Source organism: Microbacterium tumbae, assembly GCF_054780175.1.
On the sequence record NZ_BAAGWV010000001.1, the window covers coordinates 815,640 to 830,506 of the forward strand.

Consider the following 14,867-nt stretch of genomic DNA (forward strand, 5'->3'; position numbering starts at 1 on the left):
GTCGTCAGGCCGCGACGATGTCGATCGACTGCAGCACGACCGGCTCGACAGGACGGTCGCCGGCGGCGGTGGGAACCGCGGAGATGGCGTCCACGACGGCCTTGGAGGCGTCGTCGGCGACCTCGCCGAAGATCGTGTGCTTGCCCTGCAGCCACGGGGTCGGGTCGGTGGTGATGAAGAACTGCGATCCGTTGGTCCCCTCGGCCTTGCCGGTGATGGCGTTGCGGCGGAGGCCGGCGTTGGCCATCGCGAGGATGTAGGGCTCGTTGAAGTTCAGCTCCCCGTGGATCTCGTCGTCGAAGTTGTACCCGGGACCGCCGACGCCCTGGCCGAGCGGGTCGCCGCCCTGGATCATGAAGTTCGGGATGATGCGGTGGAAGACGACGTCCTTGTAGAGCGGGCCCTCGCCCGGCTTGCCGGTGGCGGGGTGCGTCCAGTCCTGGGAACCGTCCGCGAGACCGACGAAGTTCGCGACGGTCTTCGGGGCGTGGTCGCCGAAGAGATTGATGACGATGTCACCGTGGTTGGTGTGCAGGGTTGCGACGTGAGAGGCGTGAGGCATGCATACATTCTCGCAGAGCCTGACGCGGGATGACCTGGACGCGGGCAGGATCTCTTAGCGCGAACGCGGCACGCTGGCAAGGGGAGCCGCAATCACTGCCCGTATTCAGCCGCGTCTGGCAAGATGGGGTACCCGTACTGCAATGGACAGGAGAGCATCGTGAGCCTCAGCCGAAAGCGGAAGAAGGAACTGCGTCGTCTTCAGAACGACGCCACCGATCTCTGGGAGTCGCAGCAGGTGCTCGTCGGTCACGCGGCCGACGTCGCGCGCGAGGCGAGCCGCCAGCTCGGGAACCTCGGTCGCGAGCAGGTCCTCCCCGCCGTGCAGGACACCTACAACCGCAAGGTCGCACCGGTGGTCGACCGGGGTGTGAAGCTGGGCCGGCACGTGGTGGACGACAAGGTCGTCCCGATCGTCGGCGGTGTGGTGGGCTCCGCCCTCAGTGCGTGGGACATCGCCAACGCCAAGCGTCACGGCGTCGTCGTGCAGCAGGCCCCGGCGAAGAAGGGTGCGGGACTCGGCTCCGTCGTCGCGATCGTCCTCGGCATCGCCGCGGCGGCCGGAGTGCTGTATGCCGCCTGGCAGGCCCTGCGCGCGGACGACGAGCTCTGGGTCGCCGACGATCCGCTCTCCGCGCCGAACGCGTGACCGACCCGCACGCCCGCGTCCGCGAGGCCGCGGCGGCCCGCGGCCTGGACATCGAGATCCGGGAGCGTCCTCAGGCTGGCAGCCTCGCCGAGGCGGCGGCGCTTCTCGGCATCCCGCCGTCCGGGATCGTGAAGACCCTCGTCGTGAAGCGGTCCGACGACACGTATCTGTTCGCGCTCATCCCCGGCGGCCGCTCGATCGCCTGGCCCAAGCTGCGGGCGGTCGTCGGCGTGAACAAGCTGCGGCTCCCCGAGGCGGAGCTCGCCCTCGCCGCCACCGGATACGAACGCGGCACGATCGTGCCGATCGGCAGCACGACGGACTGGCCCGTGTACGCCGACGCGTCCATCGTCGGACAGCGGGTGGCGATGGGCGCCGGGGCGCACGGCTACAGCCTGTTCGTGGACGCGGACGATCTCATCGCGGCCTATGGCGCGACGGTCGCCGACATCTCCGAGCCCGAGCCCGTCGCGAACCCGTCGCGCGACTGAGCCTCGCCCCTCTGTCCGCGTTCAGGCCGCTCCGCGCCGGCCGAGCCCTTCGCCCGCTCCATCCGGCTTCGATCCGGAGGAGATCGCACGATCCGGAGGAGGGACGCGGGGAACCACTCTTCCGGATCGGGGGAAGTCCTCCCCTTCGGACGCACTCCTCCCGTTCGGGCGAGCGCGCCCGCGGGACCGCAGGCCCGGGCGCGCGGGCACGGCGCCGGAGTCAGAGGATCCCGGCCATCCGCAGCGCGATGTCGACGAGCTTCACCCGCTGGAGGCCGGCGATCGCGGGGACGGCGAACCATCCGGCCATGTCGGTCGAGCCGTCCTTCTCGAAGCGGAGCCTGCCCCCGCCGACCTTCGCGCGGTAGACGATCCGCAGGGTGTGCAGCGGTTCGGACGCCTTCTGCACCCTGCGTCCTGCCGGGATCACCCGCGAATGGATGCCGAGCAGCTCCTGCACGTGGACGGAGTAGCCGGTCTCCTCGCGCAGCTCGCGACGGACAGCCTCCTCCGGGTCCTCCCCTGCCTCGAGGCCTCCCCCGGGCATGGTCCAGGCGATGCGCCGTCCCTCGGTCCACCGGGCGAGCAGCACGCGGTCGTCGTCGTCGGTGACGACCGCGTAGGCGGCGACGCGCAGGTCCATGGATTCACAGTACCGGGCGCGACGCCGCCGGCCCGCCGTATGTCGCGGCCCGGGTCCCGCCTGCCCCGACCCCCGCGGAGGGTGCCTCGAAAGGCCGCCTCACCGGCGACGATGCGGCCGGACGGCGCACCCGCCGGGTCGGCGACGAAGGGTCAGACCCCGAGCACGGCCGTGACGATCAGCGCGAACGAGACGGCTCCGGGATCAGGCGTGCCCCGCGAACGATCGCCGTGCGTGTGCGAGCGTCCGCGCCTGGCCACGAGATCCGCCGTGTCCTGCGCGGCGCGCACCGCGACCTCGCTCGCAGCCGCCCACGCGGCGGACGGCTTCTCGCCGGCGCCGCCTTCGAGCGCAGCCGCGAAGGGCAGGATCGCATCGACCATCGTCTTGTCGCCGGGCTCGGCGCGTCCGCGCGACACGACGGCGTCCGCGAAAGCGCGCACCGCCGCCCGGATGCCGGCAGCGTCGGGGCCGTCCTCGTCGCCGAGCGCGTCCCCCGCGGCACGCAGGCCGCTGCCCCAGAGAGCCCCGGAGGTGCCGCCGCCCACATCCGACCACGCGTCGCCCGCGAGCCGCAGCACGGTCCCGGCGCCCGCGCCCGCCCTCGCGGCGAGCTGGGCGGCGTGATGGGCGGCACGGATCCCGCGCTGCATCCCGATGCCGTGATCGCCGTCCCCCGCCACGGCATCCAGATCGCCGAGCCGCTGCTGCTCGCGATCGATCGCCGCGGACGCCCTCCCGAGCGCCTCGACGATCTCCTGGGCCGCGGCCGCCGAGGCGGCGCTCGACGCGGGCACCACGACCACGGGCTCGTCCTCGAGCACCGGCGACGCGTGTCCTGCGTCGACCGGAGCGGACTCGACGGCGCCGCGGGCGAAGGAGGCGCTGTACGCAGGCGCACGCCAGAGCTCCTCCAGCTCTTCGTCGAGATAGGCGATCGACAGCGAGACGCCCGCCATGTCGAGACTCGTGACCTGCTCTCCGACGACCGGGGCGACGATCGTCATCCCCGCCTCCCCCAGCCGTTCGCGCACGCGACCGAAGACGAGGAAGAGCTCGTCGTACTTCGTCCCTCCGAGGCCGTTCACCACCACGGCGACCCGGCGCCCGGACTCGGGCCCGCGCTCCTGGAAGAGCCCGTCCACGAGAAGATCCGCCACGTCATCGGCCGTCCCCGCCGGCACGTCGTACAGACCGGGTTCGCCGTGGATGCCCAGTCCGACGGCCATCCTCCCATCCGGGATCTCGAAAAGCGGATGCGGCGCACCCGGCAGCGTGCAGCCGGAGAAGGCGACGCCGAGGGTGCGGGTCGCGTCGTTCGCGGCGGTCGCGATCCGCGCCACTTCGTCCAGCCCGTCGCCCCGCTCCGCGGCGGCGCCGACGACCTTGACGACGAACAGGCTTCCGGCGATGCCGCGTCTGCCCTGCTCGGCGTCGATCGGGCCCGAGGCGATGTCATCGGTGACGGCCACGAGCCTCGTGGGGATGCCCTCGGCGGCCAGGCGCTCCGCAGCGGCGCTGAAATGCAGGATGTCCCCCGCATAGTTGATGGGGACGAAGATGACCCCGCCGCCGTTCTCCGCCGCGCGTGCGGCGCGCAGGACCTGCGATTCCGAGGGGGAGGCGAAGATGTTCCCCGCTGCCGCGGCCGAGCCGAAGCCCGCCCCGATCCACCCGGCGAAGGCGGGGAAATGGCCGGATCCGCCGCCGAGCACGACGGCGACCTGGCCGCGCGGAGTGCCCGATGCGCGCACCAGTCCGCCGTCCAGGAGCGTCACGATGTCCGGATGACTCGCCGCGAAACCGCGCAGCGCCTCGGCGGCGAACTCCTCGGGCTCGTTCACGAGCGGTGTCATGTCATTCCTCCTCGGTGGCTCCCCGCAACCGATGCACGAGAGTGCGGACGGTGCGCGGCTGCTCGAGCGCGTTCACGATGGCCGCCGCGACATCCTCCGCCCGGAGCATATCCGCGAGCTGCGGGGACTCGGCCGTGCGCCCGCCGCCCGGCTGCATCGCGAACTCCGTCACGACACCACCCGGCTGGACCGCCGTCACCCGGATCCCCTGGCGGAACAACTCCCGGTCCAGACCCTGAGCCAGCCCCATCTGCGCATGCTTCGTCGCCGCGTAGACCGCCTCGTTGCCACGCGCAGTCGTCCCCGCCACCGAGCTCACGATGACCACATCCCCACTCCCCTGCGGCAGCATCCGGCGCACCGCCGCCCGCACCGGCCACACCGTCCCCGCCACATTGGTGTCCAACATCACGTCCAGCGTCTCATCGTCATGATCCAGGATGCTGCCGTAATACCCGATCCCCGCATTCGCGATCAGCCCGTCCACCCTCCCGAACCGATCCACAGCCGTCCGAACCAGATTCTCCGCATCAGCGGGAACCCTGACGTCCGTACGGACCGCGACGGCGACATCCTCACCGAGCTCCGCGACCAGCACCTCCAACGCCTCCACCCGGCGCGCGCCGAGCACGACCCGCGCCCCTCTGCTCACCAACGCCCTCGCCGTGGCCTGCCCGATTCCCGCACTCGCGCCGGTGACGACGGCGACATATCCATCCTGCATGACTACTCCCTCACTTCTTCGTGGACTCGGGGCACGCGATGTGCGGCGGCCCCGTGGCTCAGGCCGCCTCGACGACGACCGCGATGCCCTGGCCCATGCCGATGCACAGGGCCGCGAGCCCCCAGCGTCCGCCGGTGCGACGCAGGTTGTGCACGAGCGTGGTGAGCAGGCGCGAGCCCGAGCTGCCCAGCGCGTGCCCGAGGGCGATCGCGCCGCCCGAGACGTTGACGATCTCGGGATCGAGCTCCGGCCACAGCTGCAGGCAGGCCAGCGACTGCGAGGCAAAGGCCTCGTTCAGCTCGACGAGGTCCACGTCGCCCCAGCCGATGCCTGCTCGAGCGAGCGCGGTGTTCGCGGCCTCCACCGGACCGATGCCGAAGATGTCGGGGTCGATGCCGGACACTCCGCGACCGGCGATGCGCGCGAGCGGGTCACGCCCGATCGACGCGGCCGCGCGCTCGGATCCCAGGAGCACGGCCGAGGCGCCGTCGTTGAGCGGCGAGGAGTTGCCGCCGGTGACCGAGCCGTCCTTCTTGAAGGCCGGCTTCAGCCGTGCAAGACGCTCCGGCGACGTGTCCGGCCGGATCGGCTCGTCCCTCTCCAGGGTGACACCATCGAGGTCGATGACCTCCCCGTCGAAGAAGCCGGCCGCCCAGGCCGCCTCGGCCTTGCGATGACTCGCCAGCGCGAAGGCATCCTGAGCCTCCCGGCCGATGCTGTAGCGCTCCGCGAGGATCTCGGCGCTGTCCCCGAGAGAGATCTGCCATTCGCCGGGCATCTTCGGATTGGGGAAGCGCCACCCGAGCGAGGTGGAGTACATCGTCGGGCTGCTGTGCGGGAACGCCCGTGACGGCTTCTCCACCACCCAGGGCGCGCGCGTCATCGACTCGACGCCGCCGCCGATCGCGACCTCCGCATCGCCCGTGGCGATGGCGCGGCTCGCCTGCACGACGGCCTCGAGGCCGGAGCCGCACAGCCTGTTGACCGTGGACCCGGGGACCGAGGTCGGGAAGCCGGCCAGCAGCACGCCCATCCTGGCGACGTTGCGGTTCTCCTCGCCGGCGCCGTTGGCGTTGCCGAGGATCACGTCGTCGACGCGCGCGACGTCCAGCTGCGGCGAGCGCTCGGCCACCGCCGAGAGGACCGCGGCGGCCATGTCGTCCGGACGGACCTCGGACAGGGCGCCGCCGAAGCGCCCCGTCCTGGTCCGCAGAGCGTCGTAGACGAAGACGTCCGTGAGCTCGCCCATGATGTCAGCCCTGGACGACGGCCGCGGCGTCGCCGACGGTCAGCTCGGTGCCATCAGGGTCCTCGACCCAGACCTTCAGCTCGTAGCGCACCCCGTCCTCCGTCTCGACGCGGTCCGTCACGACCGCCTTCGGGGTGAGGGGAACGTCCAGGAGCGTCGGCTTGACGTACCGCGTGCGCAGACGGCCGCGGGAGACGTAGTGCTCGCCGAACTCTCGGCCCAGCAGGGCGTTGAGCCAGTTCGTGGAGTGCATGCCGTCCGCGATCGCGGCGGGCAGGCCCTGGCTGCGGGCGTACTCGTGATCCGTGTGGATGTTCTTCTGGATCTCGTGCGGCGCACCGGTCGCGGCTGAGAAGATCCCGATGCTGTACCAGCCGGCCCGCTGCAGCGAGATGGGCCGGGTCGGGCCGGTGAGGACGTCGCCGACCTCGAATGTGGGGGTGCTCATGCTTTCTTCGCCTCCGCGATCGGCTTGTAGGACAGCAGGGTCAGGTCGTTGTACGTGGTCACGAGGCGCCCGTCCGAGGTCTCGACCGTGAGCTCGTAGTGCAGGTACTCCCCGCCGCGACGGGTGTACTTGTCGACGATGCGCCCGCTGACGACGAGCTCCTCGCCGACATAGGCGGGGCTGTGCTGCTGGGCGTGGTACTCGTAGTGGATGCGCGCGTCGTCGGTGTGCTGGCCGGAGATGCGCTTCTCCTCGGTGCAGTTCGCCTCGAGGATGCGCATCTTGTCGGCGTGGATCATCGTCGGCGGGCGCAGCTGCCGGTCGAACGGCGCGGCGGCCGAGTAGTACCACTCGACGGCGTCCTCGTTGGCGTGCGCGTATTCCGCGCAGATGAACTCGGTGAGCACGTAGCGGATGGGCTCGAAGACGTCGCCCGCCTCCAGATCCGCGATGGTTTTTCCTAGCATCTCCCTCTCTCTTCTCCTTGTTCTCACGAGCCGGCGGCGGGGGCGGACACCCGGAGGGGTGCGCCTGTCGCCGCCTGGAGCTCTTCGATGGTGATCCCCGGCGCGATCTCGCCGACGACCAGTCCGTCCTCGGTGACGGCGATCACCGCCCTGTCGGTCACGATGTGGTCGACCCCCCTCGCGACCGTGAGCGGATAGTCGCACCGTTCGACGATCTTGGGGTTTCCGTCGCGGTCGACGTGGCGCATCATGACGATGACCTGACGCGCTCCCACGGCGAGGTCCATGGCGCCGCCGACGCCGGCGACCCGTGCGCCGGGAGCCTTCCAGTTCGCCAGGTCGCCCTGCTGCGAGACCTGGAAGGCTCCGAGCACCGTGGCGTCGAGCCTGCCCCCGCGCGCGATCGCGAACGAGATGTCGTGGGCGACGACGGCCGCGCCTTCGATCAGGGCCACGGGCGCGCTCGCGGCGTCGATGACGTCCGCGTCCGGCGCCTCGTCCTCATCGAGGGCACGGTAGCCGATGATGCCGTTCTCGCAGTGGAACACGATCCCCTGCTCGGGGGTCACGGCGGCCGCGACGCTGCCCGGCATCCCGATCCCGAGGTTGACGTATCCGTAGTCGGGCAGGAGCGCGGCGACGCGCGCGGCCTGCTCCTGGACGCTCCAGCCGCTCATCGTGCGCCTCCCTGCACCACGGCGTCGACGAAGATGCCCGGCAGATGGACGTCGTCCGGAGCGATGGCGCCGACCGGGACGATCTCGTCCGCCTGGACCACGGTGCGCCGGCCCGCCATCGCCATGATGGGGCTGAAGGCACGGCTGGCGTAACGGAAGCGCAGGTTGCCCGCGGCGTCCGCCTGCGCGGCGCGGATGATCGCGAGATCGCCGTGCAGGGCGCTCTCGTACACGTGCTCACGGCCCTCGATCACTCTGGTCTCGCGATCGCCGGCGAGCTCCGTGCCCGCCCCCGTCGGCGTGAAGAAGCCGCCGATCCCCGCGCCTGCGGCGCGCAGGCGCTCGGCCAGGGTGCCCTGCGGCACGATCTCGAGCTCGAGCTCGCCGTTGTCGTACCTCTCACGGAACGCGGTCGCTCCAGGGCTGACGGGATAGGTCGCGATCGCCTTGGACACCACGCCGGCGGCGAAGAGGTCGCCGATGTCGCCGGGGATGCCGACGCCGCAGTTGTTCGAGACGACGGTGATCCCGGGCTCGGCGTGCGCGGCGACGTAGGGGATGAGCTGCGTCGGGATGCCGATGCGCCCCCATCCGCCGACGAGGACCGTCGCTCCCGCGGGGATCGCGCCGACCGCGGCGACGAGGGATTCGGCGATCTTGTTCCGGCCGGTGAAGTCGGTCACCTGCGCCTCCCTGTGCCTCGTAGCAGCGGGGGCATCGACGTCATCATCGACCTCTCTCGTCTTAAATGTTTGCGATGCGAACAAGCGTACACTATCCGCGCACAAATAGTTGCACGCGATCCCGGGGGCTGTCAAGAAGACGCTTGCGCCGAGCCGTCCCCGCCCCGAGAGGGCGGGCTCCCGGAGCGTCCGGAACGGGCGAGGCTCTCATCGCTCACGCTCCGAACGGAGCGTGAGCGATGAGAGCGAGGTCATGGCTCGGGATCACCGCGCACCCCAGCCCCTCGATCCGTCGAGCGCTCGCAGCCCACTCCGCCGGGCTGTGGATCAGGGCGGGAGGCGTGTGCCCGCCCGCGCCGTCGCCCTCCCAGTCCTCGAAGCGATTCACCGTGTCGCCGGCGATGAGGAAGCGTCCTGCACGGGTCTCCACCAGCACGCCCTGCGACCCCGGCGAATGCCCCGGCAGCGCGATGAGCGATATCCCGGGAGCGAGATCGTGATCGCCGTCGACGGCGCGGATGCGGTCCCAGGCGTCCAGCCACGCGGGCCGGATCCCGGGAAGCTTTTCGTAGAAGGGCAGATGGCTCTCGATCGGCGAGACCGCATGGGCGACCTCTGCACGCTGGACATAGATCGTGGCCGCGGGGAAGAGGTCGTTCCCGGAGCAGTGGTCCCAGTGCAGGTGGGTGTTCACGACGATCCGGACGTCTTCAGGCTCCACCCCGTGCGCACGGAGAACGGCGAGCGGCTCCATCTCGGGCGGTCGGTGCAGCAGTCGCCTCTGCCGAGCGCGAGCCGCAGCGGGGTCCAGGGTCCCGGTGTCGACGAGGACCGGCGATGCGCCCCCCTCGATGAGGAACATGAACATCGCGGAGAGATACTCCGGCTCGCCCGGCCCCCTGCGCCGGTCGAGAGGACCGCCGAAGAGGCCGACGCACAGGGGACGGATCACGAGGGGTGGGAGCGCGTGGATCATGCCGTCAGCCTCGCACCCCTCGCGGTCACTGTGCCCGCCCAGTCCGCTATCCCCCGCCAGGCGATCGCCCGCGTGCCCGCCATGTTGTGGCAGTGGGCGGAGCGCGGGAGCACCGCGAACTCGACCCGCGGCGATGCGGGGTACGCGCCCGGCTCGTCCGAATCCGGAAGCCGGAGATCCCGCTCGCCGGCGACCAGGTGCACCGGCACGTCGATGGAGGCCGCGTGCGCCGCCGCGATCCCCGGCTCGTTCATCGATCCGGCGCACGGCGGGAACTCCACCGCCGCGAGATCATCGGCCTCGATGACATCGGGCGGCACGTCGCCCCAGTGGTACCAGTAGTGCTGGACCGAGCCCCTGCTCACCCTGGCGTAGCCGGGGTGACGGGGCGGCGGAGGCTCCGGCGCCAGCATCCGCGGCTCCGGCGGCAGCCCCGTCAGCGCGCTCATCCGCGCAGAGGTCGGCATGCTCACGGCGCTCCAGCCCATCATCGCGATGCCGTCGAAGTCGGCGAACAGCGACTGCTGGATCGTCAGCAGCCCGCCGCCCATGGAGTGCGCGATCCCGATGAGGGCGAGCCCGGCCTGCGCCGGCAGTTCCTGCGCCAGCGTTCCGTTCGCGATCCGGGCGGCGAGCTCGCGCACGACACGGGAGTTCGCCGCGGCGAGATCGACCGGGCGGATGCGCTCCGGGCGTTCCGGGTGGCTGCTGCCGCCCACGCCCAGATGGTCGCAGCGCACCACGAGGAATCCCTCATCGACGAGGGCCTCGGCCATGCTGTACCCCGTACGGCCGGGGAAGCTCAGATCGAAGTAGTCCCTGGAGTAGCCGCCGCCCGGATAGCAGAACAGGGCTGCGCGCGGCGGCACGACCGGGACGTGCACCGTCACGGCGCACTCCAGGTCGGCGCCGAGCGCGAAATCCGCTCCGAGCCCTACCCGGAGATCCCTCGGCTTCGTGCCGACGGACCACCGGGCGGGCGTCCGATATCCGGTCATGATGTCCTGACGGCGCTCCGGCTCATCGGGCCGCCGGCACGTCCTCCGAGATGTCCTCGAGGCTGCGGCCCTTCGTCTCAGGAGCCATGAAGATCGACACGAGCAGCCCGAGACCGGCGAGAGTCACGAAGAGCCAGAGAGCGTTGCCCAGTCCCCACGCGGCGATCAGCGTCGGGAAGACGAGCACGCCGAGGATGGAGCCGATCCGGCTGACCGCCGTTCCCAGCCCGACCGCCCTCGCGCGCAGCGCGGTCGGGAAGAGCTCGCTGGGGTAGAGGAGGTTGAGCGTGCCAGGGCCGACCTGCCCGCCGATCATCGTCACGCCGACGAGGACGATGACGATACCGAGCGGCGCCTGACCGCCGAGGAGGGTGAGGATCAGCAGGGCGACCAGCATGACGGCGAAGCCGGTGATGATGCCGGTGCGCCGGCCCCAGATCTCGACGAGATAGGCGCCGAGGAGCGCGCCGCAGACACCGAGCAGCGCGATGAGCCCCGAGCCGACATAGGTCAGCACCTGGTCGGTGCCGGCGATCGACTGGACGATCTGCGGTGAGAAGAGGGAGATGCCGTAATACGCGGCGCCGAACAGGAACCAGAAGGAGCACACGAAGATCGTCCGCCGGAGGAAGCGACCGGAGAAGAGCCTGCTCCACGGCTCCTTGGGCGTCGTCGGCGGGACGATGGTCGCGGGATCGATCTCCTCGCCCGTGATCTCCCGCATGATCCGCGCGGCATCCTCCGTCCGCCCCTGCTGGACCAGCCAGCGAGGCGACTCGGGGATGGTGCGCCGGAGGTAGGCGACGATCAGGGCGAGTCCCGCCCCGACGAGGAGCATCCAGCGCCAGGCGTCTCCGCCGGTCCCCATCAGGACGATGGCGGTGATGTAGGCGGCGACGTTGCCCAGGTTGGTGGCCGCGCTCATGCCGACGACCAGCCGGCCGCGATCGCTCTTGCCCGCGAACTCGGCGGTGAGCACCGCTGCGATCGCGTAGTCCGCTCCGATGCACATTCCCAGCAGCACGCGGCCGCCCACGAGCTGCCACACCTCCTGGGAGGCCGCCGTCAGCACGGCGAAGGCGACGAAGCCGACGAGAACGATCGTGTACATCTTCTTCCGGCCGAGGCGGTCGGTCAGCCAGCCGCCGACGAGCGCACCGAGGAACATGCCGATCAGGGCCGAGGCGTTGACGAGGCCCAGCAGCGGTCCCTCCAGGCTGAAGTGGCTGGCGATCAGCAGGCCGGCCGCCGCGATGATCGTGAGGTCGAACCCGTCGAGGAACAGACCCATGCTGGAGAGGACGGCGACCTTCCGCCGGAACCCCTTGAGCTTCGGCGCGTCGAGTCCGGCGCCGACTCCGGCGCTCACGCGCCGACCCGCCTGGACTGCGGTGGCCTCATGCCACGACAAGAGATCATCATTGACATCCTCCTTGATGTTCGCTGTGCGCACGAATGTGCGCTGACTGTAATCAGCGTAGCGGATCGGGACCTTCAGGGGAATGTCCTGCCGCGCCGACGACATCGCGGGGAGCCGAGGCGCGACCGCCCTCGGGTCGGCGCCGGTGCCACCCCGTCCTCACCTGGACGGCCTGCGCGAGCCTCAGCAGCAGGTGCTCCCGCCACGGCGCGGCGGTGAGCTGAGCCCCCACCGGCATCCCCGAGACCGGATGGAACCCGCAGGGGATGGAGAGGGTGGGCCCGCTGAACATCGCCCAGACGTGCGCGAACCGATCGATGTCCCCCGCCTCCTCCACAGCCAGCGGGACATCGCACGGCATCGTCGGGGTCAGCACGACGTCGACCGTGTCGAGAAGCGTCTCGATCCGCCGCTGCCAGCCATGCCGCCAGGAGATCGCACGCACCACATCGGCCGCCCCCACTCCCGCACCGCGACGGAGCCGTTCGGGCGTACCGGAGACGAGAAGGTCGTCATCCTCGCCCGCCAGCCTTCCAGCGTGCACGACGGCCGACTCCGCGAACAGGATGCTGGACAGATGCCGCCTGGCCTCCTCCGCACCTCCGATCTCCACGGGCACGATCGTGCAGCCGGCCTCGTCGAGGATGGGCAAGAGTCCGGCCAGCGCCTCGGCGGCCCCGGCATCCACCCGATCCGCGAAGTACCCCGTGGCGAGGCCGATCCTCATCCCTGCGACCCCGCGGGACAGCCCGGGGGCGAGCGGCACCCGCGGTCCGTCGACGCTCAGCGGATCCCGGCGATCGAAGCGGTCGATCGCATCGAACACGCGCGCCAGCGTCCCGGCGTCCCTCGCCAGCGGTCCGACGGTGTCGAGAGACGGGCTCAGAGGCAGGATGCCCCGCACCGAGATCCGCCCGCGCGTCGGGCGCAGACCGAGCACGCCGTTGGCCGCGGCGGGCACCCGGATCGATCCGCCGGTGTCGGTCGCGAGGCTGGCATCGACCATCCCCGTCGCCACCGCCGCGCCCGATCCGCCGCTGGAGCCGCCGGGGATGCGACGGGGATCCCACGGATTGCGGCAGGCGCCCCACGGCGTGTTCTGCGTCGTTCCCCCCAGCGCGAACTCGCCCATGTTGAGCTTCGCGACGATGATCCCGTCCTCCGCGCGGATCCGCTCGACGGCGAAGGCGTCCACCGCCGGCACGTTGCCCGCGAAGACGCGGGACCCGGCGGTGGTCCGGATGCCGGCCGTGTCGATGTTGTCCTTGACGCCGATCGTCATGCCCCGGAGCGCACCGGCACGATCGGGATCGCGGTCGAGAGCCGCCGCGGACGCGGACGCGCTCGACTCGGCACGGGTCACGACGGCATTCAGGTCCGCCCCCTCGACCATGCGCCGGAACCGCTCGCGCACCCGCGTCGCGATGAGCTCCTCCTCCAGGTGTTCGCCCATCCTTCACAGGCCGACGGCGGCGAGGAACGGGATGGGCGAGGGCGGAAGCGTCACCCCGAGTCCCTGCACGAAGAGGAGATGCGCGCCGACGCTGACGGCGAGCGACACGAGGACGTTCACCCACCACCGTCCCCGCGTCCTGCCGACGGTGAAGGTCAGGAACAGCATGAAGGCGAGACTCGAGATCACGTAGCCGAGAGGGATCAGGAGCACGACGAAGGCGATGAGCGCCAGCAGGAACCGCGCGCTGCGCAGCCATCCGCGCGGATCCAGATCCTGCTCGATCTGCGCCGACAGCGGCGCGCGCAGCTCGGAGATCCCCCAGGCGATCGCGAGGACGACGAGGAGCAGACCCACCCAGCGCGGGAAGAAGCCGGGGCCGGGCGCTCCCGTCCTGTCGAGATAGCCCAGACCTTCCGCTGCGATCACCAGGTATCCGCCGACTCCTGCGAGGAGCGCCGCGAAGATCGCCCTGAGCGCCTTCACCCACCCTCTGCCCTGCTGATCCACAGCATCCACGGCAGCCGCCTGCGTCTCACTCATCTTCTCTCCTCCGTTCGGAGCGCCCGTCGCGACTGCGACTCAGCCGAGCTGGTCGATGATCGGCTCGAACCGGTCATAGGCCGCCTGGGCGTACTCCTTGGCTTCGGCCCCCGTCCGGAATTGGATCAGTTCAGCGGTCGCCGCCATCCGCTCGAACACCGTCTCGTCCTCGAGCGCGACGCGCACCGCATCCTCCAGGGTGCTCCGGATGTTCTCCGGCGTCCCGGGCGGGAGCAGGAGCGACGACGGATTGACCGTCGAATAGCCGTAGAGCTCCTCGGAGGTGGGAACGCCCATCTCCTCCAGGAGGGGCCATGATCCGGACTCGATGAGCAGCGGCCGAAGCTCACCGGTCTCGATGTACTGCACGGTGGTGGCCGCGGAGTTCTGTCCCATGTCGCCGTCGCCCGCGAGGAGCCGGAGCACCGCCTCCGCACCGCCGTCGGTCGCCAGCGGGCGGTAGTCGAGCCCGCCGACGGCGTCGCTGAGCATCGCCGTGCCGATGTCGGGCAGGCCGAAGCCGCCACTGGTGATGTCCACGAGGTCCGTGCCGCTCGTGCCCGCCTCGACGAGGTCCTCGATGGTCTCGTACGGACTGTCCGCGCGGACGAAACGCGCCGCGACCGACTCGTGGGTGGAGCCGATGAACTCCATGTCGAAGATGTCGTAGCCGAGCTCGGTGGTGTGCGGGACGATCGTCTGGATGGAGCCGGAGGCCATCGCGATGGTGTATCCGTCCGGGGCCGCGTTGTACACGGACTGCACGCCGACGGCTCCGACTCCGCCCGCCATGTTCTCGACGACCACGGGCACACCGAGGGTGTCCTCCATGTGATCTGCGAGGATCCGGCCGATGGTGTCCGTTGCGCCGCCGGCGCCATAGGGGATGACCAGCGTGATCGGCTCCGTCGGCTCCCACGGCCCGTCGTCCCCCTCCGGCGCCGGAGCCGGCGAGGCGTTGCCGGCGCAGCCGGCCATCAGGAGGGTCGTCGCGGTGCCGATGGCCGCGAGCTTGAGCAGGTGCTTCAT

The 14,867-nt window shown here is 70.8% G+C and carries 17 protein-coding genes; 2 read left to right on the forward strand and 15 right to left on the reverse strand.

The features are described 5' to 3' along the window. Positions 1-4 precede the first annotated feature (4 nt). Entirely contained in the window at positions 5-562 is a 558-nt protein-coding gene (locus tag ACYVGQ_RS03785) for a peptidylprolyl isomerase (protein ID WP_460783190.1), read from the reverse strand. A 159-nt stretch (positions 563-721) separates the two neighbouring features. Between ACYVGQ_RS03785 and ACYVGQ_RS03790 the strand changes: the two genes are divergently transcribed. Both ACYVGQ_RS03790 and ACYVGQ_RS03795 read left to right on the forward strand, forming a co-directional pair. Then, positions 722-1,210 carry a DNA helicase gene (locus tag ACYVGQ_RS03790; protein WP_460783191.1) on the forward strand — a complete coding sequence of 163 codons (489 nt, stop codon included), beginning with the start codon at positions 722-724 and terminating at the stop codon, positions 1,208-1,210. Further along, complete coding sequence (locus ACYVGQ_RS03795) at positions 1,207-1,701, forward strand: aminoacyl-tRNA deacylase (protein WP_460783192.1); 495 nt, start codon at positions 1,207-1,209, stop codon at positions 1,699-1,701. The genes ACYVGQ_RS03790 and ACYVGQ_RS03795 overlap by 4 nt, the downstream gene beginning before the upstream one ends. A gap of 220 nt (positions 1,702-1,921) precedes the next feature. Here ACYVGQ_RS03795 and ACYVGQ_RS03800 read toward each other — a convergent pair whose 3' ends face one another. From ACYVGQ_RS03800 to ACYVGQ_RS03865, 14 genes are all read right to left on the reverse strand, one after another. Continuing rightward, positions 1,922-2,344, reverse strand: a complete 423-nt coding sequence (locus ACYVGQ_RS03800; protein WP_460783193.1) for an NUDIX hydrolase — start codon at positions 2,342-2,344, stop codon at positions 1,922-1,924. Positions 2,345-2,496: 152 nt separating this feature from the next. Next, on the reverse strand, positions 2,497-4,200 hold the full coding sequence (locus ACYVGQ_RS03805) for a dihydroxyacetone kinase family protein (protein WP_460783194.1): 1,704 nt from the start codon (positions 4,198-4,200) through the stop codon (positions 2,497-2,499). 1 nt (position 4,201) lies between these two features. Beyond that, the gene (locus tag ACYVGQ_RS03810; protein ID WP_460783195.1) at positions 4,202-4,924 is read right to left on the reverse strand and encodes an SDR family oxidoreductase; all 723 of its coding nucleotides are present in this window, start codon (positions 4,922-4,924) and stop codon (positions 4,202-4,204) included. A 58-nt stretch (positions 4,925-4,982) separates the two neighbouring features. Then, complete coding sequence (locus tag ACYVGQ_RS03815) at positions 4,983-6,173, reverse strand: thiolase family protein (RefSeq protein WP_460783196.1); 1,191 nt, start codon at positions 6,171-6,173, stop codon at positions 4,983-4,985. A 4-nt stretch (positions 6,174-6,177) separates the two neighbouring features. Continuing rightward, the gene (locus ACYVGQ_RS03820; protein WP_460783197.1) at positions 6,178-6,621 is read right to left on the reverse strand and encodes a MaoC family dehydratase; all 444 of its coding nucleotides are present in this window, start codon (positions 6,619-6,621) and stop codon (positions 6,178-6,180) included. Then, a complete protein-coding gene (locus tag ACYVGQ_RS03825) occupies positions 6,618-7,088 on the reverse strand; it encodes an FAS1-like dehydratase domain-containing protein (protein WP_460783198.1) in 471 nt (156 codons plus the stop codon). Before ACYVGQ_RS03825 ends, ACYVGQ_RS03820 begins: the two co-directional genes overlap by 4 nt. A gap of 23 nt (positions 7,089-7,111) precedes the next feature. Then, positions 7,112-7,765, reverse strand: a complete 654-nt coding sequence (locus ACYVGQ_RS03830) for a 3-oxoacid CoA-transferase subunit B (RefSeq protein WP_460783199.1) — start codon at positions 7,763-7,765, stop codon at positions 7,112-7,114. Beyond that, positions 7,762-8,448, reverse strand: a complete 687-nt coding sequence (locus tag ACYVGQ_RS03835; RefSeq protein WP_460783201.1) for a CoA transferase subunit A — start codon at positions 8,446-8,448, stop codon at positions 7,762-7,764. The genes ACYVGQ_RS03830 and ACYVGQ_RS03835 overlap by 4 nt, the downstream gene beginning before the upstream one ends. A 214-nt stretch (positions 8,449-8,662) precedes the next feature. Beyond that, entirely contained in the window at positions 8,663-9,424 is a 762-nt protein-coding gene (locus tag ACYVGQ_RS03840) for an N-acyl homoserine lactonase family protein (protein ID WP_460783202.1), read from the reverse strand. Next, positions 9,421-10,422, reverse strand: a complete 1,002-nt coding sequence (locus tag ACYVGQ_RS03845; protein WP_460783203.1) for an alpha/beta fold hydrolase — start codon at positions 10,420-10,422, stop codon at positions 9,421-9,423. The genes ACYVGQ_RS03840 and ACYVGQ_RS03845 overlap by 4 nt, the downstream gene beginning before the upstream one ends. Before the next feature lie 22 nt (positions 10,423-10,444). Further along, positions 10,445-11,791: an MFS transporter gene (locus ACYVGQ_RS03850; protein WP_460783205.1), complete on the reverse strand. Its 1,347-nt coding sequence runs from the start codon at positions 11,789-11,791 to the stop codon at positions 10,445-10,447. 103 nt (positions 11,792-11,894) lie between these two features. Continuing rightward, on the reverse strand, positions 11,895-13,295 hold the full coding sequence (locus tag ACYVGQ_RS03855; protein ID WP_460783206.1) for an amidase: 1,401 nt from the start codon (positions 13,293-13,295) through the stop codon (positions 11,895-11,897). A 3-nt stretch (positions 13,296-13,298) separates the two neighbouring features. Continuing rightward, positions 13,299-13,838 (reverse strand): tripartite tricarboxylate transporter TctB family protein, encoded by a 540-nt coding sequence (locus ACYVGQ_RS03860; RefSeq protein WP_460783207.1) that lies wholly within the window; start codon positions 13,836-13,838, stop codon positions 13,299-13,301. A 39-nt stretch (positions 13,839-13,877) separates the two neighbouring features. After that, positions 13,878-14,867, reverse strand: coding sequence for a Bug family tripartite tricarboxylate transporter substrate binding protein (locus tag ACYVGQ_RS03865; RefSeq protein WP_460783208.1), 990 nt, complete (start codon positions 14,865-14,867; stop codon positions 13,878-13,880).